The organism is Paenibacillus sp. PL91 (genome assembly GCF_012935325.2).
GTDB lineage: Bacteria > Bacillota > Bacilli > Paenibacillales > Paenibacillaceae > Pristimantibacillus.
This window is the reverse complement of record NZ_JABBYG020000004.1, coordinates 123,137-148,196: the sequence shown is the minus strand read 5'-3', so window position 1 is coordinate 148,196 and position 25,060 is coordinate 123,137. Positions and strand designations below refer to the sequence as shown.

17 protein-coding genes and 3 pseudogenes are annotated in these 25,060 nt (G+C 44.8%); 7 read left to right on the top strand and 13 right to left on the bottom strand.

Annotated features, from left to right (window positions below; translation table 11 throughout):
• Window positions 1-233: 233 nt before the first annotated feature.
• Window positions 234-341: pseudogene (locus HI950_RS12010) on the bottom strand (sigma factor-like helix-turn-helix DNA-binding protein); the annotation flags it as partial.
• A gap of 207 nt (window positions 342-548) precedes the next feature.
• Between HI950_RS12010 and HI950_RS12005 the strand changes: the two are divergent.
• From HI950_RS12005 to HI950_RS11980, 6 genes are all read left to right on the top strand, one after another.
• Window positions 549-1,505: an ABC transporter permease gene (locus HI950_RS12005; protein WP_169082510.1), complete on the top strand. Its 957-nt coding sequence runs from the start codon at window positions 549-551 to the stop codon at window positions 1,503-1,505.
• Between the two features lie 12 nt (window positions 1,506-1,517).
• A complete protein-coding gene (locus HI950_RS12000; protein ID WP_169082511.1) occupies window positions 1,518-2,447 on the top strand; it encodes a carbohydrate ABC transporter permease in 930 nt (309 codons plus the stop codon).
• Window positions 2,448-2,534: 87 nt separating this feature from the next.
• Window positions 2,535-4,031: an ABC transporter substrate-binding protein gene (locus HI950_RS11995; RefSeq protein ID WP_169082512.1), complete on the top strand. Its 1,497-nt coding sequence runs from the start codon at window positions 2,535-2,537 to the stop codon at window positions 4,029-4,031.
• A gap of 142 nt (window positions 4,032-4,173) precedes the next feature.
• The gene (locus HI950_RS11990) at window positions 4,174-5,937 is read left to right on the top strand and encodes a sensor histidine kinase (RefSeq protein WP_169082513.1); all 1,764 of its coding nucleotides are present in this window, start codon (window positions 4,174-4,176) and stop codon (window positions 5,935-5,937) included.
• Window positions 5,912-6,673: a response regulator transcription factor gene (locus HI950_RS11985; RefSeq protein WP_169082514.1), complete on the top strand. Its 762-nt coding sequence runs from the start codon at window positions 5,912-5,914 to the stop codon at window positions 6,671-6,673. The genes HI950_RS11990 and HI950_RS11985 overlap by 26 nt, the downstream gene beginning before the upstream one ends.
• 29 nt (window positions 6,674-6,702) lie before the next feature.
• The gene (locus HI950_RS11980) at window positions 6,703-8,223 is read left to right on the top strand and encodes an ABC transporter substrate-binding protein (protein WP_169082515.1); all 1,521 of its coding nucleotides are present in this window, start codon (window positions 6,703-6,705) and stop codon (window positions 8,221-8,223) included.
• Between the two features lie 501 nt (window positions 8,224-8,724).
• Here the strand turns inward: HI950_RS11980 and HI950_RS35740 are convergent.
• The 12 genes and pseudogenes from HI950_RS35740 to HI950_RS11925 form a co-directional block, all read right to left on the bottom strand.
• A pseudogene (locus HI950_RS35740) lies at window positions 8,725-8,877 on the bottom strand (RNA polymerase subunit sigma-70); the annotation flags it as partial.
• Window positions 8,878-8,900: 23 nt separating this feature from the next.
• On the bottom strand, window positions 8,901-10,523 hold the full coding sequence (locus HI950_RS11975) for a glycoside hydrolase family 5 protein (protein ID WP_169082516.1): 1,623 nt from the start codon (window positions 10,521-10,523) through the stop codon (window positions 8,901-8,903).
• 24 nt (window positions 10,524-10,547) lie between these two features.
• Window positions 10,548-11,402 (bottom strand): carbohydrate ABC transporter permease, encoded by an 855-nt coding sequence (locus HI950_RS11970; protein ID WP_169082517.1) that lies wholly within the window; start codon window positions 11,400-11,402, stop codon window positions 10,548-10,550.
• A complete protein-coding gene (locus HI950_RS11965) occupies window positions 11,402-12,286 on the bottom strand; it encodes a carbohydrate ABC transporter permease (protein ID WP_169082518.1) in 885 nt (294 codons plus the stop codon). Before HI950_RS11965 ends, HI950_RS11970 begins: the two co-directional genes overlap by 1 nt.
• A gap of 33 nt (window positions 12,287-12,319) precedes the next feature.
• A complete protein-coding gene (locus HI950_RS11960; RefSeq protein ID WP_411268089.1) occupies window positions 12,320-13,600 on the bottom strand; it encodes an ABC transporter substrate-binding protein in 1,281 nt (426 codons plus the stop codon).
• A 151-nt stretch (window positions 13,601-13,751) separates the two neighbouring features.
• On the bottom strand, window positions 13,752-14,828 hold the full coding sequence (locus tag HI950_RS11955) for a response regulator transcription factor (protein ID WP_317618350.1): 1,077 nt from the start codon (window positions 14,826-14,828) through the stop codon (window positions 13,752-13,754).
• 1 nt (window position 14,829) lies between these two features.
• On the bottom strand, window positions 14,830-16,605 hold the full coding sequence (locus tag HI950_RS11950) for a sensor histidine kinase (protein WP_169082521.1): 1,776 nt from the start codon (window positions 16,603-16,605) through the stop codon (window positions 14,830-14,832).
• 882 nt (window positions 16,606-17,487) lie between these two features.
• Complete coding sequence (locus HI950_RS11945) at window positions 17,488-19,224, bottom strand: ABC transporter ATP-binding protein (protein ID WP_169082814.1); 1,737 nt, start codon at window positions 19,222-19,224, stop codon at window positions 17,488-17,490.
• Between the two features lie 43 nt (window positions 19,225-19,267).
• On the bottom strand, window positions 19,268-21,031 hold the full coding sequence (locus HI950_RS11940) for an ABC transporter ATP-binding protein (RefSeq protein ID WP_169082522.1): 1,764 nt from the start codon (window positions 21,029-21,031) through the stop codon (window positions 19,268-19,270).
• A 97-nt stretch (window positions 21,032-21,128) separates the two neighbouring features.
• On the bottom strand, window positions 21,129-21,563 hold the full coding sequence (locus HI950_RS11935; protein ID WP_169082523.1) for a MarR family winged helix-turn-helix transcriptional regulator: 435 nt from the start codon (window positions 21,561-21,563) through the stop codon (window positions 21,129-21,131).
• Between the two features lie 462 nt (window positions 21,564-22,025).
• Window positions 22,026-22,259, bottom strand: a pseudogene (locus HI950_RS11930) (sigma factor-like helix-turn-helix DNA-binding protein); the annotation flags it as partial.
• Between the two features lie 184 nt (window positions 22,260-22,443).
• On the bottom strand, window positions 22,444-23,184 hold the full coding sequence (locus HI950_RS11925) for an S-layer homology domain-containing protein (RefSeq protein ID WP_169082524.1): 741 nt from the start codon (window positions 23,182-23,184) through the stop codon (window positions 22,444-22,446).
• Window positions 23,185-23,470: 286 nt separating this feature from the next.
• On the opposite strand from HI950_RS11925, the gene HI950_RS36665 reads away from it, so the two are divergent.
• A complete protein-coding gene (locus tag HI950_RS36665; protein WP_317618340.1) occupies window positions 23,471-24,775 on the top strand; it encodes an ABC transporter permease subunit in 1,305 nt (434 codons plus the stop codon).
• The last annotated feature ends 285 nt before the right edge of the window (window positions 24,776-25,060 follow it).

The window sequence follows — 25,060 nt, the reverse complement described above, 5'->3', positions numbered from 1 at the left end:
CTTAGTCCCTTTGCGATACTATTGTAAGCGATTCAATCTAGTTATACAATGCGAGGGGCTCGACACTGGAAACGAAACGCGAAGAACAGATGCATTCCACTTTAACACTTTCACCTCGCAAAATTATTCTTATTTGAATAAAAAAGAAAAGACCCGTAAGAGGATACTTTTTTCAAAGTGTCCATCTTACGGCTCACAGTTCAGTGTAACCCTCGTTGCTTTTTATTGTAGTATTACCTCTTCGCTTTATAAAACTCATGATAAAGCTTCATAAGCGCCCGTTTCTCAATCCGCGACGAATAACTCCGCGAGATCCCAAGCTCTTTCGCAATCTCCCGCTCAATCCAGCACGAATCCAATAGATCACTTCATAGTCCACCTGGTTAAATAGTGGAATAATAAACATGTTCTGTGAACTGAATTTTTCGAATCTAACGTTTGTTGACTATGGTATCAAGTTTGTTATCTAGAAGCATCGAATTCTCCTACTATACAATGAACTTAACAAATGTAATACAAGCGAGAAAACACCGGAAGGAGTGACAGACATGAGCTCTAAAGCTGAACTACAAGTTAAACGAAAGCGCTTACGGATACGTTGGCACAAGCAGGATACGGAACTAACCCTCTTGGCATTGCCTACCACGATTTGGTACATACTGTTTTGTTTCTTACCTATGTTCGGGATCATTATTGCCTTCAAAAACTTCAGAATTAGCGGCGGCTTCTTGAGCAATGTGTTTAACAGTCCTTGGGTAGGCTTCAAAAACTTTGAGTTCTTATTCAAGTCGAATGACGCTTGGATCATTATTCGAAACACCATTGGATACAACATTATTTTTATCGTTCTAGGTATTGTGCTGCCCGTTCTATTCGCCATTATGATCGGACTACTCCACAGCCGCAAAGCAAGTAAAGTCTATCAGACGATGATGTTCCTCCCCTATTTCCTGTCTTGGGTTGTCGTATCTGCTGTAGGCTGGGCGTTCCTAAGCTTTGATAAAGGGATTCTCAATCAAATGCTCGTCAATATGGGCAGCGATCCTGTTAACTGGTATATGGAGCCGGCATACTGGCCATTCTTCCTGATTCTCTTAAATATCTGGAAAGGCCTTGGCTATGGCATGGTCATTTATCTGGCAACCATCACAAGCCTTGACAGCACCTATTATGAGGCAGCTGTTATTGATGGCGCTTCTATCTGGCAGCAAACGAGATTTATTACATTGCCAATGCTCAAACTCGTTATCGTCATGCTGTTCATTTTGGCAGTTGGGCGTATATTCTACACCGATTTTGGCTTGTTCTTTCAGGTCACGCGAGATTCCAATTCTCTGTTCAACGTGTCTACCACCATCGACGTCATGGTGTATAAACAACTGAAATCCGCTACATTGGGGATGGCAGCAGCTGCCGCATTCGTACAGTCGGTTCTGGGCTGTGCAACTATTCTAGCCGCTAATTGGATTGTTCGCAAAGTTGATCCTGATAGCGCGATGATGTAAGGAGGTAAGAGAATGTCAACGAGAACTACTTACGAAACGGGCCTTGAGAAATTTAACCGTACAAGCAAAGTCGTAAACATCTTTTTCAACCTTATATTTATCATCTTGGCGCTGCTCTGCGTCATACCAGTAGTTGTTGTTCTATCCATTTCATTTTCCAGTGAGGACTCCATACGTGAGACAGGATATCATCTGTTGCCGATTGCATTGTCAGGAGAGGCTTACGCCTATGTAGTCAAGCAGGGAACGATGATTCTGCGGGCGCTCGGCGTATCCGCTCTTGTTACTGCGGTTGGTACTGTGCTCGGTGTATTGCTTACCACCTCCATGGGCTATGTACTTTCTCGCCCAACATACAAGCTGAATGGCTTTCTGACCTGGGTCGTATTCATCCCCATGATATTCAATGGCGGTCTGGTATCCAGCTACTTCATTAATACAAATTTATTAGGACTAAAGGATAGCGTCTGGGCACTTATTCTGCCGCTGGCCGTCTCATCGTTCAACGTTATCATTTGTAAAACCTTCTTTAAAAGTACGATTCCCGACGGACTGATTGAATCTGCTGAAATTGATGGAGCGAGCCAGCTGCGAATCTTTTTCTCAATCATCCTACCGATCTCCTTGCCGGTCATTGCAACAATTGGACTGTTTCTCTGCTTCTCTTATTGGAATGACTGGTTCCAATCCATGCTATATATCGACAACCAGAACCTCTATTCTCTGCAGGCACTGTTAAACAGCTTGATGAGCAATGTGGATGCACTTGCCAAGAATGCTGCAAGTATGGGCGTCAGCTATGCTGTGCTTGTCGCAACGATGCCTAAGGAATCTGCCCGCATGGCTGTAGCCATTATCATCGTTCTGCCTGTAGCCTTCGCTTATCCGTTCTTCCAGAAATATTTCATATCCGGACTAACGATCGGCGCTGTCAAAGGATAATCAACGAAATAAGCCAAGCTAGCTTGGTTTATGATAGATCACTGTACGACTCTTACGGTGATACAACTTCAATAAGGGGGAAATGAAATGAAGAAATCTTGGAAGCTCATCTCTACGCTTTGTATTCTCACACTGCTGGTGACTGCCTTAGCTGCCTGCTCCGGCTCGAACTCTCCATCTGCAACAAATGGTTCTCCGACAACTACAGATACTCCAAAGGACACCGAAGCACCTAGTAAGGATATTCCGACTTTGATCTGGTGGACCATCGGCGGTCAAGTACCTAATAACTTCAGCAAAGCTATTGATGCCATGAATGCGTACACAGCTGAGAAAATTGGTGTGAAAATTGACATCAAGGTAGCCAGCTGGGGTGAATGGGACACTAAAATCAACACGATTGTGAATACTGGCGAACCCTTCGACATTATGTTCACAAACAGCGGTAAATACAGCAAGCAAGTCGCTATGGGAGCTTTTGCCGATATCACTGATCTGGTTCAAAGTGAAACACCAGACTTATACAAACTGATTCCTGAAAAGGTATGGGATGGCACGAAAATTGGCGGCAAGTATTATTCCGTTCCCACATATAAGGATTCAGCGCTAACGCAATATTGGGTGTACGATGATAAGTACGTGCAAAAGTACAGTATCGATATCAACAACATCAAAACACTGCAGGACCTTGATAAGCCTCTGCGCAGTATAAAGTCTGGCGAAGGCAAGAGCTTCTACCCATTGCCAATGACCCAAGGTGAAGGCTTGAACGGTTTCTTTAACAATTATGACGATCTAACACTAGGCTTCACTCCAATTGGCGTAAAAGCAGACGATGGATCACGCACGGTTGTCTCTGTTCTCGAGCAGCCTGATATTATGGCCGATCTGAAGCTCCTGCATCAATGGTATCAGGATGGCATCATCAACCCTGATGCTCCGACTAAAACAGAGAATGACAAAGGCAGACCGTTCTTTGCCGCTCAGGCATTTCCAGGTGCAGAGGTAAGCTGGCAAATCAATGATGCTATTCAAAAGTATGATATGGTTCAGCACTTCGGACCTATTTATACAACGAGCACGATCCAAGGCTCCTTGAACGCGATTTCAGCGAATTCGAAATATAAGAAGGAAGCATTGAAGTACCTCGAATTGGTCAACACAGATCCAAAACTGCGCAATATGCTGGCATTCGGCGAGTTAGGCTTAGACTACAAAAATGTCGATGGTGAAAAGGTAATCGAGCGCACATCCGATACTTGGCCGCTGGCCGCCTACACCCAAGGTACATTCTTTAATCTAGCGGTTACAAAAGGCGCTCCTGAAGATCAATGGGAACAGGTTAAAAAGCTGAATGATGCAGCGACATCTTCCACTGTACTAGGTTTCGCACTGGACATCAGCAATCTTCAGACAGAAGTGGCGAATTGCCAGTCTGTATGGGATAAATACAAATATGAACTAATTACGGGCGCATCCGATCCGGAGAAAATGGTTCCGAAGATTGCAGCTGAATTAAAGTCCGCTGGTATGGACACGATTATGAAAGCTGCTCAAGAGCAAATTAATAATTACTTCAAGTAAGATTAAATGAATGAGCATCCCTTATTGAGACACTCGGTATGGGATGCTTTTTTCTTGCTATCTATGAAGCTTTGCTTAATCATGTTAAAGTGATATGGTAACGCTTACTTTTTTTAACGAGCTACTGCAATTGAGGTGTCGTATGAGCTCTTTTTTACAAATCAAAATTTATCGTTACAAGTTTATTGCCTATGTCATCTTCGTCGTGACCATTGGACTCACGCTTGGCATTCTGACCTGTTCAATGCTGCTGAATCAATGGGTTGGTGATGCCCGTTTAGAGGCTGCTAATGCTTTCGCTGGTGTAGAGAATGAGCTGCAGTATGATGCCGACCGAATTGAGTCTTACATGCAGCGTATATACTCCAATCATAGTCTGATGGATGATGCTCGCAGCTTTTTAAGCAGCAGTGCTGAAGGCTACTTAACCAATAGTCTTCAAAACAGCCAATTCTCACAGCCGCTGGTATCCTTCCCAGAGGATATAAAAACCTACCTGTACAGCTGGGCGCAAGGTGAAATAACACAGATTAGTCTACATACCAACCAATATGGCAATGTCGTCCGCTTTAACGATAACGGAATTGCAAGCTTCACGTTCGGTCTTCCAAATTCAGATGAAGCTTTTCACGATACAATTCTAAAAGGATTCGTATATCGCAAGAAGCTATCGGATCCAACACTTGGCTCTGAGGAATTAGGGGAGCTGCGCTTCTTGGTCAGCAGTGATCAAATCTTTAAAACGATACAAAATTATCGATTCGGAAAGGCTGCTGCAGTCAGTCCTTCTGGTGAGATATACCTTATCGGTAATGGACAGGACCAAGACTTGAAGGAATTTTACCGTCTGGCGGCGGCGAATGGACGCAGCCATGGATATATTTCGAAGGGGTTTTTAAAGCATATATTTTTTATCACCTTTCCGTCCACCAAATTCAATTTCAAATTCGTTAGCATCGTTGATTTATCTATGCTGATTCGGCAGCATGCTAGGATGCTAATCACCATCTTTCTGATCGTATTAATGACCATGATTAGTGTACTACTGCTCATTGTGTACAATATGCGGGATGATTCCCGCTTCCTGCACCGCATTATTCAATCGATTGGACGCGTGAAAACAGCCAATTTCACACTTAATCGCCCTGCCCGTTATCGTCGAAATGAATACGGCATGATCGCAAGGGAATTAGACGATATGATTCAGCAGTTAGATAAGCATATCCGTAATGAATATTTGCTTAAACTAAAGCAGCAAGAAACCGAAATGAAAGCGCTCCAAAACCAAATTAACCCTCATTTTCTTTACAATACGTTAGAGGTAATCCGCTCCACTGCCCTTGTTAACCAGGACAGGGATACCGCTGATGCAATTGCTACCTTAGGGGCGCTCTATCGTGAAATTGTCAAGAAGGAGAATATAATTTCTATTGCAAGTGAGCTGGAATTGCTGCAGAAGTACTTAGAGATTATGGAGTTTAAGTATCCAGGGCGTTTTTATTATCAAGTTAATGTAGAGCCGACGTTACTCTCGATCCCTACCGTGAAATTCTGGATGCAGCCTTTGGCTGAAAATTTTTTTATCCATGGCTTTATCGCAAGTAATGAGTTTAACCTATATGTAGTTAATGGCTGGGAAGCTGAAGAGCATTATGTATTAGAATTCGTGGATAATGGCCGTGGTATTAATGCGGAGCGTTTAAATACAGTGCGAAGCACACTGTCCAACAATGATGATACTTCTTCCGAGAGTATTGGTTTACGCAACGTATACACAAGGCTTCAATTCTTTTATGGGAAAAGCTTTTCTATAGAGATTGAGAATAATGAGGAAGCTGGAGTTAAGATTTCTGTACGGATTTCAAAAGAGGTGATTGAACATGTACAAACTGCTGATTTTGGATGACGAACCTCAGATTTTGGAGGGGATGAAGCGAATCCTGGACTGGAAACGATACGGCTTCAGTCGGATCGAAACCTGCGAATCTACAGAGGTGGCCATGTCCAAGGTTGTAGACATGCAGCCAGATATCGCTATTTTTGATGTCTGCATTGGCAAAAATCTTGGATATGAAACTATACGCAGACTCAACGAGCTCCAAATCCCTACGAAATATGTTATTATGAGCGGCTATAGTGAGTTCAAATATGCCCAAGAAGCCATTCGCTGTGGTGTCAAAGACTATCTACTCAAGCCTGTAGAACGTACAAAGCTACAGCAAGTTGTTGAGAAGATTATTGTTGAAGATCTGGGTGGTACGATAGGTAATATTAGTTGCGAGAGTTTGAAAAAGGATCCTGTGCTCGGTGTAAGCTATGACAGCTTATCCAAGCTGGTTAACCGCATTCTGCTGATGATCAAGACGGAGTATACTCAGAATATCACCTTAAAATCAGTGGCAGAGCGCTTCCAGATGAACAGTACTTACCTTGGACAATTATTTCTAAAAGAATCCGAAATGAAATTTTCAGAATACCTAATGGCTTACCGAATGCTCCTCGCACAAGAACGAATTCAATCGTCGGATGAGAAGATTTCTTGTATCGCGCTTTCCGTCGGCTACAACAATCTCAATTATTTCTATACACACTTTCAAAGCTTTTTCGGAAAATCTCCCTCTGATCTGCGGGGAAAAGGTTAACAACGAACTCGGCAGAAAGGAGCATATCGATGCTAAAGTGCTATGGACACAAAAATATCTTCATTATAATCATTATTATATTGCTACTCACAGCGTTTACGACCGGTTGCTCCCGGCAGCCTGGCAAAAACAACAATGATAAATATCATGGTGACACTGTAAATCTGATTTATTACACGATTGGAGAGCCTGACAAGGATCTGAAGCTCGTAAATGAGAAAATCAATGAAATCATGGCTCGTAAAATTGGCGTGACTATCACCTATATCAAGGTAGGTTGGCAGGAGTATGAAGATCGGCTGAACACCCTTATATCCGCAGGAAGCCCTTTCGACATTGCTTTTGCACCCAACTATGCAACCACCGCTATGCGCGGCGCATGGCTAAAACTTGATGACTATCTTACGAGTCTGGGTAAAGATCTGTACGACACCATTGACCCAACCTTTTGGCAAGGGGTACGAATGAATGATGGAGGCATTTATGGTGTACCGACCAATAAAGAGCTGGCCGTCCGTGATCATTGGATGTACCCTGCTTCAATAGTGAAAACGTACAATATCGACATTGCCAAGTACAACACGCTGGAATCGCTTGAACCGTTGCTCCGGATGATTCAACAGGATGAGCCTGCATACATACCGATGGAATTAGATCGGGATTCACACAATTTCTTCGCTCTCTATGGCTACGAATATATTGTGAACCATAAAGTTCCCCTGATGGTGAAATCACTGGACCCTAACCCTAAGGTCGTGAATATCTTCGAAACAAAGGAAGCACGGCAGGTATTAGACACATTACGGCGTTATTATAAAGAGGGCTTCATTAACAAGGACGCCGCGCTGCGGGAGCCTGGCGGACTTAAGCGTGGAGATAAAGTGTTCTGGAAGTCCTCAGGTGGTGGCCCACTCTCGGAGACTACTTGGAGTAAGGATCGCGGCTACACGGTTGTATCAAATCCGGTAACCCCAAGCGTCGTCACCACGGAATCAGTCCGTGGAGGAATCATGGCTGTTAATGCCAACACCAAGCATCCCATTGAGTGTATTAAGTTTCTGAATCTACTCAATACCGACCCTGAAATACGAAACTTATTTAATTATGGTATTGAAGGAGTGCATTACACGCTGGGTGAACATGGGCAAGCGGCCCTAATTCCCGACAAAGACATCCACGGCGACCCGATCCCGGATGCTCCAGCAAGCTATGCAGGAGTACAATATACACAGGGTAACTGGTTTATCCTGAAAACCATGGGCGGCGATAACCCAGAACCCCTCGATAAATGGGATCAATTCCGCAAATACAACGCTGAAGCAATCAAGTCCACCGCTCTCGGCTTTACTCCTGATCTATCCAAGCTGACCGCCCAAACCGATACCATCGAGATGATTTGGAAGAAATACTATCCAAGCCTCATGACTGGCACCGTCGATGTTGACACGATCCTCCCCAAGTTTAACGAGGAGCTAAAGCAAGCAGGCATCGAAGAGGTACGGAAAGAAGTACAGAAGCAGTTGGATGCAGGGCGGGGCGTAAAGAGGTAAGTGCTATAGCCGATCCAGGTCCCACAACCTATCATTGTCTCAATACAATAGCAACCACTGACCTCTTGCAAAGTGACTCAGACCGGCTCGCCTGCAAACTGGTGGTCCGTCGCTGAAGCCAACGTACTTGGTATCGAATCCGCTCCGGCTGCCGGAGCAAAGATCAGTCATAATCCTAGCGTCGCAATCGATGAGTGGTTGCAGGCGGCGAGAAATGCTCCGTATTCGGATCCTCTGAATCATACAGCGTCTCGATCGATGGCGTGAATTGGACACCTATAGCCAGTAGTGACGGTACAGGACCGGTTCAGCGGGTCAAGTTCGCAACCGTTCATGCAAGATACTTCAATATCAACCAAAGGGGTACTGCCGGTCAATGGTGGTCCATTGCAGAAATTAATCTATATCAGCAATAGATCGTAAGTACAAAAGGAACCCCTTCAATTGGCGTAGGCTCGCCGATTGAAGGGGTTCTTTTTGTGCTGTTCAAGCGTTACTTAACCCGCCATGCTCCAGCCCAAAGCGGCCGATCACAACTTCCTTCTCCCGGTCATCGAGTACGTCGAGGTTCTTGTGGATTTTACTATTCTCAATCTTCACCTGCACCTTATCGATAATATCATCGGCCTCGGTACCGAGGATATCTATAAGAGTGCCTCCTCTTCTTAGTTTACTTTTTAAACGGGTACTATTCGAAGCCATTGAATTGCAACAGGCTGTCCTTTTGCCTTCAATACTAACCGATGTAGACCATCATTAGCACTGAAATGTTTGTGAAGTTTAATTAAGTTCCAAGAATCTCCACACGTATCGGCTACACCGATAAGGACGTCATCCACAGTAACTTCGATTATCCCAAATTCTCCTGTTTGAACACATAATTCTAAGGTGAACGCCAATGTGGAACTGAATAAAGGAACAGTAAATTCATAAGCAAGCCAGTCATTCGGAGCAAGTTGTACATATAAAAGCTCATCCGGCTGCCATTCCTCACCCTTCATATGTTGAAAATGAGGTTTTTCTCTTTGTTCTTTAACAAATCGGATATCTATTCCGTCATTTATTCTAAAACCAATCTTCTTATCACATGGTTTCCCAATGCCGAAACCTGTACCCTCGCCTTTGTAACCATAAAAGATTGCAGGAATACGAACTGGAGGCCTACGGAATAAAGCATTAACGACTTCTGATCGATAAACACAATGTTCAAACAACATATTGTTTAGGTATTCCCACAGGATCCTCTCTGCAGTTTCCGCATTCGGTTTAATGCCGCCCTCCAAATAGTCAATGAGCAACTGCCAGCCCTTTGGCGTATTTACAGAACAAGGAGAATTAGTACAGTCCATCTTTTTCCATGTCCAGAAGTTCCAGGATATATCGTGATCTTCATATAGGCGAAATACTCCTGCAAACCAATCGCAGTTGTTCTCCCCGCCTTCGCCCATGAAAATCGGTACGTTCCACTCATCCTGTTTATCCAAAAAGGTCTGAATACTTTCCGTATCCGGGTTATTCCAATATTTATGGAATTGAAGCATGAGATTGTCGTCAATCTTCTCGTCGAAAATGGACCAATCGGTAGCCCAGTGCGCACCTTCTAAAATAATCATATGCCTGTCATCCACTTCTCGGATGGCGTTCACGATCTCTTTATAAAGCGGCATAACTTGATCGTTATATACTGAGAACCAATCCGGTAAAGGCTCATTCAGCAGGTCATATCCTGCGACGATCCATTCATCTTTATAGCGTTCCGCGAGCATTTTCCATAATGCAACCGTTAAACGCTTATTCTTATCATCCATGAACAGTTCCGGCTTATCATGTTCAGAGTCGTCGATATTCGTCCCCGTTTGTCCACCGGGAGCACCATGTAAATCAAGGATGACATAAAGCGAGTGTTCACGGCACCAGTCAATAACTCTGTCAATGATCTCGATACGTCCATTGATAAGACGCAAAGGTTCTCCATCCTCGATAAGGAATCTAGCGTTAATAGGTACACGAATGGAGTTGAATCCTTCAGCCGCTATTTTTTGTATATCCTTTTCCGATGTATAATTTTCGTAATACATATCCCAAAACTGTGCGGCTTTTTCTTCTCCGACTAATTCTTTAATCATGCGTTCGATTCGGCGAGGACGGTCACCTTGATTGGGAAACCGCCACATATAGCCTTCAGGCAACATCCAACTGCCGAAGCCGACGCCCCGAAACAGGATTTCTTGGCCGTTGCCATTAATGATTTTTTTTCCGGAGGCTTTTACGAAACCTTGTACTTCTATGGAATTTCTCATTGTCTCAATCCTCATCCTTTCCTATTAACCTTTAATTGCACCTTCTGCTATACCGCTTAAAATATATTTTTGCAGGAGCAGATACAAGACAATAATCGGCAGCATCGTCAGCACCAAAGAGGATAGAATAGCCGACCAGTCGTTGTTATACTCGCCGAATAGCATGTTCGTAGAAATTAAAAGTGTATAATATTCGGAATCGGTTAACATTAGCAGCGGCAAAAGAAAATCGTTCCACATCCACAGAGCATTTAATATAGCTACTGTTGCCGTTATTGGCAGAAGCAATGGCAAGATAATAGAAAAGAAAAGCCGAAATTCACCGCATCCATCCATCAATGCTGCTTCGTCCAAATCCCTAGGAATCGATTTTACGAATCCATGGTACAGAAATATCGCGAGAGCTACCCCCAAACCAATATAAATCAATCCTAGACCGTATGACGTTCCTTGCACTTTCAGTTCCTTAGCGATTTTGACCAGTGAAATGATTATGGAATGAAACGGGATTAATGACGATAAGACAAATAATCCAAACAGAAAACTGCTTAACTTCCCAGGTGTCCTCGACATCTTATATCCGGCCATGGAAGCAAAAAGAATGATCCCTGCTACCCCGATAATCGTTACGACTATGGTATTCCCAAAACTGTTCAGATAATCGATCTTTTGGTATGCATCAATATAGTTTCCAAAGTCTAATCGGGTAGGAAGCGACATGATATTCGTCAGCATTTCCCCATCCGGCTTAAAAGAATTTAATAGCGCCATGTAAATGGGGAAAAGCGTGAAAATAGAAGCAATAATTAATACGAGAAAAATAAAAGCATTTCCGGCTCCGCGCCCGATCGATCTATTGCTCGATTGCCTCTGTGCCATTATGCCTCTACCTCTCTTCTCTTCATAATTAATAATTGAACGAGTGTAACTAAGAGGACAATCAAGAAAAGGATAATCGCTTTTGCGCTGGCATATCCGAAACGCTGGTTGAAACGAAAGGCTTCTTCCACGATGTTAATCGCGATTACCTGCGTTGACCTTCCCGGCCCTCCTCCGGTTAATGCAAATACGGCGTCAAACACTTTAAATGAAGTGCTAAGCGCTAGGAAAATACCGATTGTTAGTGCCGGATATATCATGGGGAGCGTAACATGACGAAAGATCTGAATTGCACTGGCTCCATCTATAGCTGCTGCTTCTTTTAACTGCGCAGGTACACCTTGTAGAGCGGCTATATAGATAACCATCTGATAGCCTACCCCGCCCCATAATGAAAGGATGATGATGGAATAGAAGGAATAGGCCGGATCGCCAATCCAGGATTGATCTAGAAAGTGGATACCGGTAGACGCAACAAAAGAAGGTAACACTTTCGTAAAGATGAACACCCACATGAATCCGCCGATGATCAAGCTGAGCATGTTCGGCATAAAAAATATGGTTCGGAACCATACTTTGCTCTTTTTCCTGGATTCCACGAAGACCGCCAAGAGCAAAGCAATGACATTTTGCAGCACAACCATATAGATCACATATTTCAATGTAAACCATATTGATTTCATGAAATAAGCATCCTTCAGCGCCTCGGTATAATTGGAGAATCCCACCCAGTCATAGGTGGGATCCAATCCATTCCAGTTCGTCAAGCTGTACAACACGCCCCCGATTGTAGGGGCGATGGTAAATACAGCATAGAATAATAATGCCGGAAAAACGAAGGCGAGAAGGATGACCGTTTGCTTGTATTTTTTTGTAAAATTCATAATCCGTCACTCCCGGTCACCTGTTTGTCATACCTATTGCGCTGCTTTTACTGCATTTGCCCATGCCTTATCCATCGTGCTGATGAATTGCTCCTTGGTAACCTCTTTAACGTAATAGCTTTGCAGCAATTTGGCTTGTTCGTCTGTAACACCATTAGGCAGTTTGAGATCTTGATATGCTTTACCTTGTGCCACATATTCGGAAGCTTCATTCACCCAAGGGAATACCTCATATTTGTGAACGCTCGACACGGGATTGAACTTCAGTTCTTGGAACAATGCCGACGAATCTTTCTCATCCAAGATATAATTCAAGAGATCAAGCGCCACTTCTTTATTCTCGCTGGTTTTCGATACAGCAAGCGTTGTGGAGGTCGACAAATTGATCATCGTTCCAGCGGCATTGTTGCTAACCGGAAGTGGAGCTACGCCAAACTCAAAATCAGGATTTACTTTTAGGAGCGTTTCTGCATTCCATGGTCCTTGTATCCACATCGCAGCTTTTCCGCTCGCAAATTCAGTGGAACCCGCTTCATTGCCTACTTCAAAAGGTTTATCTGTTCCGTTTGCATTAATGAGGTCGATAATATTGAATATCCCTTGAACATCTGCATAAGAAGCTTCGCCTTTATTCATTTTTTCGATCCAGTCCGGATTCTCAGAGGAAATGATTCCACCAAGGGAAAGAGCTGTCATCAGCTGAGGCACCCATGACTCTTGGAAAGCAAGCAAGAATGGCTTTATTTTAGCCGCATTCAATTTATCTACAGCTGCTTTCATTTCATCAAGCGTTTGTGGAGGCGTGATTCCCACATCACTAAAGATCTTTTTGTTGTACAAGTACCCCCATGCCAAGCTCTCAAGTGGAAGGGCCACAACCTTGCCGTCAAGCGTTACGGTATTTTTCACGCTATCATATAAGGTTGCAATTGCCGGTTGACTCGTAAGATCTTCCAGATAACCAGCTTTTTCATACGTTGGGAGATCGTTGGCATGTACATCAAAGATGTCGGGTGCATCATTAGAAGCCAGGCGCGCTTGAAGAACTTGTTTAGCCTGATCTGGATTCGGCATTTCGAGATCGATCGTAACATTGATATTTTTCTCTGCTAGTTCTTTGGCTTTAAACTGTTCAAAATATTTTTCAAATTGATCCTTGAAACGCGGTGATCCTATTTGCACTTTCAGTTCGACTTTCTGTGCCTCTCCTTTTGGTTCTTCCGTGTTTACGCCGGATGCTCCTGCATTGGTAGCCTGGGCAGCTTCTCCACTGTTTTGCGTGTTGTTAGTGCCGCATGCCGTAATTGACAACATCAACATTACACTTACTAGACCCAGATAAAACGCTTTCTTCATTGATTTATCCCCCTTAAATGATTAGTACATCCTTAGTATAGGGTAAGTTTGAAGGAGGATCATTAGAGCCAATTAGCAACATCTATTGCACAATATTGATAACGCTTACTTATCGATTGCCACTTCGAATTTCTCCTGGTGTTACCCCAAAGTGCTTTTTAAATACCCGATGAAAATAGGCAAGTTCCGAATAACCGGTCATCTGGGCTGCCTGTTTAATCGATACATCAGATTGCATAAGCAACTGCTTCGCCTTTTCCATACGTTTGCGAGTCATATATTCGGTCAAATTCTCTCCTATCGTTGATTTGAATGCTCGGCTTAAATGCTCTTTCGTCACATAAAATTGGTACGCCACCGTTTCAAGCGAAATGGGATCCATATAATGCTGGTCGATATAATGCTGGACTTCTAATATAACTAGCCGATTTTTCGATTTTCTTATCGACTCCATCTTGTCGATTACCGCTCCGTAAGCATTCGCGACCGTTCTCATCAGATCGCTTACATTTTCATAACGCTTGGAGTTCTCTAACTCCAAATCCGCTGCTTCAAAATCAGTACCGTTTTCGGATACAAACTCTGCCAGCATACGTAAAAAATCGTCTCCGATTTTTGCCAACAAAGCCGAGTCTATCCCATTCGAAAACGTATCCTCTAAAAGCGCTTCCAACTTATCAAGTGCCTGCAAAAGCGCCGGTTTGCTAAGTTCAAACAACGTGCCAAAAACTCGTTTTCGCAATCCCCCATATCGATCCATCGATTGGGCGTTTGGAAAAACGATCGGAGATCTCGATGCCGTGTGTACCGTCTGCTTCTCGTTCTCCAATTCAAAAATACATTTATGTAATGCTTCGTTCAGTTCAGTTTCATCGACAGGCTTTAGCAAATACTCTACAGCCCGGGAACGAATGGCTTGCTTTAAATAAACGAAATCATCATATCCACTCATGACGATAATTTTTATAGAAGGGAATTGCTCGTTCAACGCTTTAAGGAACTCCACGCCGTCTAAGCCTGGCATTCTCATATCTGTAATTACGATCTGAGGCTTATGCTCCTTAATGAAATGAAGCGCTTGGCTGCCATCCTCCGCTTCCCCTGCTATTGCTAGCCCTAGCCTATCCCAATCAACCAGCGCCTTTATGACTTCCCTTGCCCATGGCTCATCGTCTACGATCAACACTTTATTCAACGGTATGCCTCCCTTCCTGCAAAGGTAACTTCAGTAATATAACCGTTCCTTTCTTAGGTCTGCTCAATACACGTACGGCTGCTTTTAGCCCAAAATGCAGTTTCAATCTCGAATCCACATTTTGAATCCCTATTCCTTTTTGCATTCGCGGTATCTCCTTGTACAGATCGGTCGCATCCGTTCTCAAAGCAACCCCTTCTTTTAACTCCATCCGAAGCAGCCGCAGCCGTTCTTGTTCGATCCCCACACCATCATCTTTGATCATAATAACAAGATGCTTGCCTATCGTTTTGATTCGAATTTCGACATGCCAAGCTCCTTCTTTCGGCTGAAGGCCATGTTCAAATGCGTTCTCTACGAGAGGTTGAAGCGTAAATCTTGGAAGTCTGAGGTTTTCTCCCGATCCATCGTTAGCAATAATAATGCTGCACCGACCTAAAAAACGTTGTTCTTGAATAAAAAGGTAGTTCCGAATATGCTTCAACTCTTCATAGAGAGTTGCTGAGTCAGAGCCGGAACTAATTGAATAGCGAAGTAAGTCACCAATGCCTTTAGTGATTTTATAAATTTCAGGAGCTCCTTTAGTAAGAGCCATTCCCCCTATTAAGTTCAGTGTGTTATTTAAAAAATGAGGATTAATTTGTGCCTGTAATGCCATTAGTTGCGCATTCTTCACTTCAATTTCTTTCTGATACTCGTTTTCAATGAGTTCCTTCATCCGCTTTATCATGGAATTATAGCCGCGTTCCAGCAGTCCAATTTCATCATTGCTTTGTACAGATGTCAGCTCAAACTGATGTATCGGGGCCATTCGCATGGTTCTTGCAAGGCTGACGATCGGTCTGCTAATTCGAAGCGATACGGCGATGGATAAAAGGATAGAAACAGCGGCAAATAGAAGACCAGTCAAAATCCCGGCCCGAACGGTATTCCGAGCACTATTCGTAATTGTCTTGATTGGTAATGCTTTAATTAATTTAAGCTCGCCATCGTCGACCCTTTTCGTGAAAAGATAGTAATGATCGGTTTTTCGGAGTATCATTTCGGAACCTTTCAGATTCTCAAGCTCTGCTTGATCGATGATCTCACTAGCACTTTGATCAGGTGATCCAGATAATAGTTCTCCTTCATCGTTTACTAAGAAGACCGAGCTTTCTGACTCGGATTTTAATATCTCACTGACTTTCTCCCATACATCCTTATTGATACGGACGGACAGACCGCCAAGAAACTGTTGGTCATTAAATCGATTAATGCTATGGTAAGCATAAATACCGTTACCTGATTGTTTGAAATACATATTGACCGGCTTTTGCAGCATGCGGCTCCAATCGCTTTTTTCAATATCAAGGGAGTATATGAGTCCGCTGTTCACATAATTAACCGAGTACATCTTTTGGCTTTGATGCGTATACAGCGACAGTTCATCTATTTTTTTTGAATTAGCATAGAACGCTGCGGTCAGCGTCTCCTGAATATATCGTTGCGTCCTAAATTGCAGACCCCCATTCTGCGAGTCTATCGTATTAAGGCCATCTCTTAATTGTTGATTCACTTGTAATGAATAAAATAAAACGCTTACTTGGCGGATTAATTCATCCAAGTATTGATCCGCAGACATCATACGAGAACGATTCGCTTCAATAATCTCTTTTTCCACCGTACTTCGCGTATTGATTGTCGCAATCCAGGTAACAGTCAACACGGGCAGAGTTGCAAGGCATATCATTAGAACCATTAATCTATAGCGGATACTCGCTCGTTTCATCTGTTTTATTCACTCCTATACTCAGCCATGTGCACCTCAACTATTACTAACAAATCCATCCGTTATTAATATAGACCAAGCCTTCAGACGAAACAATAGTGAGGATTAGCGATTTATATTGCACAATATTGATGTGGATTTCGAAAACCATTTCATGAAATAGATAAATTTATTGTATTTTTTTGATGAATTCACTTATTTTTCATAACAATTCATCGCTGTGGCTAAGAAAGCTGTATTTAAATGATTAGACTAAAGGTTGTAATGAGGCTTTCTTGCTGTCCACAATCTTAAGGCAAGGTCAAAAAGTCGAATTTCCTTCATTAGAAACAGAAAGACTAAATCTTAGGCTTTTAACACTACAAGATTCCAAAATAGTATTTAAACATTTCTCAGATGAGGAAATTACAAGATTTATGGATATTGAACCATGTAAGGCTGTAAAAGAAGCTGAGGAAATTATCAGATTTCATCTAGAGGATTCGGGCTGTCGGTGGGGGCTGTTTGACAAAAACAATGTTATTGAGGAAATTAGGATTCAAAAGAGAGATTGAACGTAGAGATCATTTAATATATTTTTATTTGAATCTAAATAGTTTCGAAAATAGCAGGGAAGTAATCTGGTTTTTTTCGTTTAAAAAACATCATTGTACGATGACATTTCTAAAAACAAAAAGAGGGGTTCTCCGCCCCTCTTTACTATTTCCGCCAATACATCTCAGCTATTAATCTTTTCTGACCAACAGTGAGCAACACTCCAGATGTTTCGAATGCTTAGTAATCATTTAAGACATAAACAAAGCTATTTCATAACTACGACCGTAAGGGGAGCATATCATAACCAGCAGCCGTCTCTTTCATTTTTTTGAGCATATGTCTTTTTTACAGAGCTGCTTCCGCAGTCTCAAACTGGCTGTTGTACAATTCGGCATAGAAGCCGTTCGCCGCAAGCAGCTCCCGGTGATTGCCGCTCTCGATAATATCACCGTCCTTCATGACGAGGATGATGTCGGCATTTTTGATCGTGGATAGTCTGTGCGCGATAACAAACGAGGTTCGTCCCGCCATCAGCCGGTCCATCGCTTCCTGAATGAGAAGCTCCGTTCTCGTATCGACGGAGCTCGTCGCCTCGTCGAGGATGAGCAGCGGGGCGTTTGCAATGAGCGCTCTCGCAATCGTAATCAGCTGCTTCTGCCCTGCGGAAAGATTCACTTGCTCGTTCAAAACCGTTTCGTAGCCATGCGTTAAGGTCCGGATAAAATGGTCAATGCCGACGGCCTTGCAGACGTCCTTCACTTCGACATCGGTAACGCCTTGCTTATTGAAGACGATATTTTCTTTGATCGTCCCCTCGAATAACCACGTATCCTGAAGCACCATGCAGAACAGCTCATGTACGTTTTCCCTTTGGAGCTCCTGAATCGGAACGCCATCGATAATAATCTCTCCGCCGTTCAGCTCATAGAATCGCATCAGCAAATTGACGATCGTCGTCTTCCCCGCCCCCGTCGGTCCAACGATGGCAATCTTCTGGCCGGGCAAAGCGCGGGCCGAGAAATTGTGAATGATAAGCTTATTCGGATCATACCCGAAAGTAACGTTCCGGAACTCTACCTGCCCCTCTACGTCCTTAAGCACCTTCGATTTATGGTTCTCGTCCTCGAGCTCTTTCTCTTCCAAAAATTCAAAAACGCGTGCGGCTGCGGCTGCAGTCGATTGTAGACTTGTCGCGGCCTGCGCGATTTGCCCCAGTGGCTGCGTGAACAGCCGGACATAGAGCATAAAGGCGACAATGACACCGAACGAAATTTGATCGTTCATAGCTAATGCTCCGCCGACAATACAGACCGCTACATAGCCGAAGTTTCCGACAAACATCATGAGCGGCATCGTCAATCCGGATAAAAATTGCGACTTCCATGAGCTTTCATATAATTTATCGTTAATTTCGTTAAAGGTTTCCTTCGCCTTCCGCTCTCCATTATAGACCTTAACAACATCGTAGCCCGAGTATATTTCCTCGACATGGCCATTCATTGCACCCAGGTTCGCCTGCTGGTGGACGAAATGCGTTTGCGATTTTTTGATCATCACGGTCATGAAAGCAAATCCTAGAAACGTCGAAATGATCGCCGTCAACGTCATCCATACGTTGGTAAAGAGCATCATTACCAACGAGCCGACCAGCATCGTGACGGAAGTCACAAGCATCCCGACGCTCTGATTCATCGTTTGTCCGATCGTATCGATATCGTTCGTGACACGGCTCAGCACGTCGCCGTTGCTGGTGGAATCGAAATACTTCAACGGAAGCTTGTTGATCTTCTGCGAGATGCGCGTACGCAAGCTTCTCGATACCTTCTGCGTTACCGTAGCCATAATATAGCCTTGGAAAAACGAGAAGACAACGCTTAATCCGTATAGGACGGCAAGCAGTATACCGATGCTCCAAATCGCGTCCATGTCGATTTCGCCCATTAACCCCTCGGTAATGTGATCCGTCATGTCTTCCAGCTTGCTTGGCCCGATAATCGTAAATATCGTGCCTACGACGGACAGCAGAAGGGCCACGACAATAAGAGGAACGTACGGCCTGCAATACGCGACAAGCTTGCCCATTGTGCCTTTGAAATCAATGCTTTTCTTGGTTGCGACCTGTTGATTAGCCAATTTCAAGCTCCTCCTTCGATAACTGAGAGTTCGCGATCTGACGATATACCTCGCAGGTCTGCAGCAGCTCTTGATGCGTGCCTCTTCCTACGATTTTGCCTTCGTCTAGAACGAGTATGAGATCGGCATCCTTGATCGTTCCGATTCGCTGCCCCACAATCAGATTGGTAGCGCCGGCTGTTTCTTGATTCAGCATGGATCGCAGCTGACGGTCAGTCTTGTAATCAAGCGCAGAGAATGAATCGTCGAAAATGTAAATGTCAGGCTTACGGTATACAGCCCTAGCGATGGATAACCGCTGCTTCTGCCCGCCGGACAAGTTCGAGCCGCCTTGCGAGATGCTGCCCTCATACCCGCCATCCAGCTTCTCGACGAACTCTTGGCCCTTGGCGATTGCTATTGCTTTCTTCACATCGTCCGCCGACCCTGCCACACGCCCGTTATCGCCATAGGCGACGTTGGACGTCACGGTTCCGCTGAACAATACGGCTTTCTGAGGAACGTAGCCGAGCTTGTTATGCAGATCCCGCAGCGCGTACTCCTTCACGTTCATGCCCCCAACAAGCACCTCTCCGTCCGTCACATCGTAAAATCTCGGAATTAAGTTCATCATCGTACTCTTGCCGCTGCCCGTCGAGCCGATGAATGCAACCGTCTCGCCCCTGCGCGCAACGAAGCTGATGTTTCTAAGAACATATTCATCCGAATCCGCATACTTGAAGCTGACATTCCGGAATTCAATCTCTCCTGCCTTTGCGGCGTAAGTGGATTTCGAGCTGCCATCCTTGATGCTTGGTTCCGTATTTATTACTTCCATAACGCGCTTGGCAGAGACCGACGCCCGCGGCAGCATGAAGAAAACCATCGATAGCATCATGAAGGCCATGACGATCTGCATGGCATAGGAGGAGAAGATGACCATGTCGCTAAACAAGCCTAGCCTTGCCGGCGTATCCGCCCCATTGATCAGATAGGCGCCGATCCAATAGATTGCCAAGCTTAATCCGCTCATGATAAGACTCATGACCGGCATCATCAACGCCATTAATCGGCTCGTGAACAGATTCGCATCGGTTAACTCCCGATTCGCGTGATCGAACTTCGCTTCTTGGCTCGGTCCCGCATTATAGGCACGAATGACTCGCAGACCATTTAACCCTTCCCTCGTTACCCGGTTCAATTGATCCGTTAGTCCCTGAATCATTCTGAACTTCGGCATTGCGAACAAAATGACGATCGCGATCATGAGAAGAAGCAGCGCAACCGATACACCGGACGAAAGCGACCACTGCCAACTCTTGCCGGATATCTTCACGATCGCCCAACCTGCTAAAATAGGCGCCTTGATCATGACTTGCAGTCCCATCGCCACAATCATCTGTACTTGTGTAATATCGTTCGTGGAGCGCGTAATGAGGCTCGCCGTCGAGAATTGGTTCATCTCGGCCATTGAGAACGATTCAACCTTGTCGAAGAGCATACTCCTAAGCCTCTTGGCGAGCGACGCGGCGCTCTGCGAGACCAAATAGACGACGATGAAGGAAGCGATTAAGCTCCCAATCGCGCATAACATCATGTAGGCGCCCGGCTCCCAAACCTCGCTCAAGGAACTGCCTTCGGTCTGCACCAGCCTCGTAATTTCGGCCAAATAGTCGGGAAGCTTCAGGTCGAGCCATACCTGGAATACGATAAATGCGGTGCTGACGAGAATAAACCAAACATTTTTCGGATTAAAATACTTCAAAATCTTAAGCATCTACCGAACGCTCCTTCTCCCTGTTGTTAGCTATAGAACTGCACGTTTACTAACAATATGATTTTAATTAAAGCCGTCCCAACAACTACGACGACTGCTACTCCAAATTTTTTTTGATTTTATCCAGCACGGAAAAAAACATATCCATCTCCTCTCGCGATAAACCCTTCCTCAACTCACACTCCAATGCAACGTACTTCTCGATAATGGTTTCATAGTACTCGATGGCCTTAGGCGTAAGAATAATCCTTTTCAATCGCGCATCGTAGGAAACCGGCTGTCTCGTTATGAGGCTGTTTTTCTCCATCAATTGCAAAATCTTACTCGCCGTCGAACGGCGGATCGAGAACTCGTTCTCGAAATCACGCTGGAAGATCTCTTTATCCTGGTTATCAACAAAATACTTCAGAACCCAACCATGCATGCCGGTCATTTGATCCGCGTATTTCTGATGAATAAACCCGTCAACCTGTCTCTTCAACATATTCCTTAGCGTTCTGAGCTCCAGCGCGACCGATCGGTCTGCGTCCATCTTCGCCCCCCTTATACCTATCAAAATCCGGATCTTTCCTCATTTTATCACAATACTTGTTAGTGAACTAACAATATGACGACTACTTGATTGCACTTTTCCGACACTCTTGTAAAGCCACAATGTTCACTCATGATCATTTTCCTGTTTTTCAATTTGTTCGCTTTTCCCATTGCTATATTCTTTCACAAACTGCCCATCTTTTGTTTTATAGACGACATAGGTACCATTAGCCTTGGCTTCTAAACTTAGCGCGATCTCCCGTTAGCTTTATCAGCTTTTGAAGATCCTGTATGTGATTCATAACTTCCCTCCAAGCAACTCAGAATTTATTATCAGCAATTTTTTATTTGAAGTATATCAGGGTATATCACAGATCGTGGCCTAAAAAGATAGAATCAGCATTAGCGATCAAAAACAGAAATAGACTGCTCTAAAAGAACAGTCTGGATCGAAATCTATCTATCGCTTCGTCTTGTAAAACTCATGATAAAGCTTCATAAGCGCTCTCTTTTCTATCCTAGAAACATAAGCTCCGCGAAGTCCCAAGCTCCTTCGCAATCTCCCGCTGCGTCCGCTCATCCCCGCCATGCTCCAGCCCGAAGCGGCCGATCACAACTTCCTTCTCGCGGTCATCGAGAATATCCAGATTCTTAATTTGCTCTTCTCAATCTTGAGCTGCACCTTATCCACGATGTGGACACAACCCGATGCAAAGTAATACCTGACCGCATCGCAGCCAGCGACGGAACGGATATCCGAAGCAATCCGATTAATTCAGCTGAAGCATTGTCCTGTCTGGGTTTTCACAGCTCGCCTTAGGTTCTAATCGGATGGCGTCCGACGTTTGGGGACGAAATTCGTCCCCGCTTTGTAGACCTTATTTTGTTCCTGGTATTTGTGGACTTGTTGACGAAGGTGATCTTTTTGAGTTTGTTTCTGATTCTAGATCTGGTTGTGGCGATGGTGCAGGATGTGCCTTAATGTATTCGAGTACATTGTAGATTTGTTCCGCTGCCTCAGCGCGAGAGATTTCGGCTTTAGGATGGAAGTTCCCTTGTTCATCTAGTTTCACTACGTTATAAGCAAGCGCGCGCTGGATGGATCCATCATAATCAATGGTTAGATCCGTGCTATCGTTAATCTGGGCGGGAACAAGATTAATCTTTGGAAGATTGCTGTGCGTTTCAATCGTGCTGATAAGCTGGTGAGTAAACTCTTCACGCGTCCATTTCTTGTTAAGATCCAGATCGGCTGGCAGTACGACTCCATTAACGCTTGCCGTAATTAAGGCATTCGCATACCAAGCATCGTTGTCTGCGTTTTTGAAATAATCCGCAGCTTTAGGTTCTACAAGGAATCTTACTAGATCTAGATTCAGATTCGCGGCATTAACAATAAGCTGAATACCTTGTGCCGCTGTGATGGTGTCATTCGGGGCAAATAAGTCGTCCGAAATACCATGGACTAAGCCTTGTTCTTGTAAGGCAACAATTTTATCCTTTGCCGCGATATTCGTTATATCCGAGAAAGGGTTGGTAGCTGCATAGCTTTGACCTACAAAGGTTAATGATAATGCGGTAACAGCGGAAAGAGTAATCATTTTGAATTTTGTTTTCATTTCTTTCACCTCGTAGAGTTTTTGGTTTAAGATTCAAGCATGTTATTCGTTGTTCGGATTAACCAGACTTTCACATGATTACCTGATGTCGCCCTTACATTAGTAATACAATCGAAGAGCCTATTATTTTTCACACTGAAAAAAATTTTTTGGACGATAGATTAAAAAGGGATCATTTCGCTTCCTATCCGTATGTTCGTCTACCAAAGCGCAGCTGTGACTGGATTATTGCAGTTCGAACGGAGGTGGCTCTTCCCCTATTCTGGTGGGGCCGGATGGCGAAGCGGTGACCGATAAGTTCTACTTTGTGCATAAGCCGCTGACGGGAGACGGCAGTATCACGGTCCGTCTGACCTCGATGACGGGCCGGATCAAGGACCCTTCACCTCGCGGCACGATCGGGCCTGGCCCCAAGCCCGTGCCAGGGATGGTACCATGGGCGAAGGCCGGTGTCATGATCAAGGACGGTATTCGCCAGGGTACGCCGTATGTGGCGGTGATGGTCACCGCCGAGCATGGTGTGCGCATGCAGCACAACTTCACCCACGACACGGCTAGTCGGCCGGGTGGCGTTTCGGAAAACTCTCCCCGCTGGCTGCGGCTCACCCGCGAGGGGAACACGCTGATCGGCTACGAATCCTTTGATGGCAAGCAGTGGATCAAGATCGACACGGTTCAGATGGTTCTGCCGGACACAGTGCGGATCGGAATGTTTGCTGCTTCCCCCGGTGACCTCAGGTTCGAAGGTGCCAGGTATGCGGTCCGCTTTAGTGAGGTCACTGCCGTCTTCGACCGGGTCAACCTACATGGCCCATGGAGCCGCGACGATGTGGGCGTCGACATGGAACCCGATGGGAAAACGCCGCATCACCCAGGCGGGGTGGAGGAGTCAGGTAGTCGGTTCACAGTGACGGGAGTTGGTGACATCGCGCCGCAAACTGGAACTGATGGTAACTGGCGTATTGAGCACTCCCTTATTGGTGTGTTATTCGGGCTGATAGCAGTGATTATTGTGGCGGTGCTGTTTGTCACCACCGAAAATCGACGAGGCTTGACTCGCAACGCTCAACCTGCGAGTACACGGCAAGAACGGGTGCTGGCAGCGAAGGCTATTGTGATGGGTACCGTCACGTTTGTTGCCGGGCTGGCTGCCGCCATAGTTGCAGTTTCACTTTGCACGCCAATCCTGCTCTCAAACGGAATTCATGTACTTCCTGTAACTCTGTTTACCGAGTTGCGTGTAATACTTGGTACCGCTGCATTCCTCGCCGTAGTTGCTATTTTTTCACTCGCCCTCGCTGCCTTATTCCGGCGTAGGGTCGTGGCGGTGATTGCCAGTATTACGGCAGTCGTCCTCCCCTATATCCTTGCCAACGTCCTGCACCTGGGCGTATCACGGTGGCTATTAAAACTCACCCCAGCTGCTGGGTTCGCGATCCAGCAGAGCTTAACGGAGTACCCACAGGTAATCGGCGCCTATGTACCGCAGATGGGATATTATCCGTTGACACCATGGACTGGCTTTGCTGTGCTTTGCGGCTACACTGCGCTGGCTTTCGGTCTGGCCGTCTTCATGCTGCAACGTGAATGAATGCCTTATCAAGCAACGATTCTTCGATACTGTTCTCACTTGCTGCTTCAGTTGTATCATGAGCCACAAACCGCTTTTGCTTTTCCGATTAGGAGAAGTATAAAGACTTGTCTATGGACGATTCGTTACAATGTTTATGAAAATTCTCCCATACAAAAATCCCCTCCAAGTAAACTGTAGTGCGCTTTCTTGGCACTGTCTACTTAAAGGGGATAATGTCAACTATCGATCGACAGCCTGTATCATTACACTATCGTTACCCGATAGCTTAAAGAGTATCCTTCA

Bases quoted from the DNA above. Each gene is read 5' to 3' on its own strand.
- HI950_RS12005 (WP_169082510.1), top strand. From the start codon at position 549: ATGAGCTCTAAAGCTGAACTACAAGTTAAACGAAAGCGCTTACGGATA.
- HI950_RS12000 (WP_169082511.1), top strand. From the start codon at position 1,518: ATGTCAACGAGAACTACTTACGAAACGGGCCTTGAGAAATTTAACCGT.
- HI950_RS11995 (WP_169082512.1), top strand. From the start codon at position 2,535: ATGAAGAAATCTTGGAAGCTCATCTCTACGCTTTGTATTCTCACACTG.
- HI950_RS11990 (WP_169082513.1), top strand. From the start codon at position 4,174: ATGAGCTCTTTTTTACAAATCAAAATTTATCGTTACAAGTTTATTGCC.
- HI950_RS11985 (WP_169082514.1), top strand. From the start codon at position 5,912: ATGTACAAACTGCTGATTTTGGATGACGAACCTCAGATTTTGGAGGGG.
- HI950_RS11980 (WP_169082515.1), top strand. From the start codon at position 6,703: ATGCTAAAGTGCTATGGACACAAAAATATCTTCATTATAATCATTATT.
- HI950_RS11975 (WP_169082516.1), bottom strand. From the start codon at position 10,523: ATGAGAAATTCCATAGAAGTACAAGGTTTCGTAAAAGCCTCCGGAAAA.
- HI950_RS11970 (WP_169082517.1), bottom strand. From the start codon at position 11,402: ATGGCACAGAGGCAATCGAGCAATAGATCGATCGGGCGCGGAGCCGGA.
- HI950_RS11965 (WP_169082518.1), bottom strand. From the start codon at position 12,286: ATGAATTTTACAAAAAAATACAAGCAAACGGTCATCCTTCTCGCCTTC.
- HI950_RS11960 (WP_411268089.1), bottom strand. From the start codon at position 13,600: ATGTTGTCAATTACGGCATGCGGCACTAACAACACGCAAAACAGTGGA.
- HI950_RS11950 (WP_169082521.1), bottom strand. From the start codon at position 16,605: ATGAAACGAGCGAGTATCCGCTATAGATTAATGGTTCTAATGATATGC.
- HI950_RS11945 (WP_169082814.1), bottom strand. From the start codon at position 19,224: ATGGGCAAGCTTGTCGCGTATTGCAGGCCGTACGTTCCTCTTATTGTC.
- HI950_RS11940 (WP_169082522.1), bottom strand. From the start codon at position 21,031: ATGCTTAAGATTTTGAAGTATTTTAATCCGAAAAATGTTTGGTTTATT.
- HI950_RS11935 (WP_169082523.1), bottom strand. From the start codon at position 21,563: ATGGACGCAGACCGATCGGTCGCGCTGGAGCTCAGAACGCTAAGGAAT.
- HI950_RS11925 (WP_169082524.1), bottom strand. From the start codon at position 23,184: ATGAAAACAAAATTCAAAATGATTACTCTTTCCGCTGTTACCGCATTA.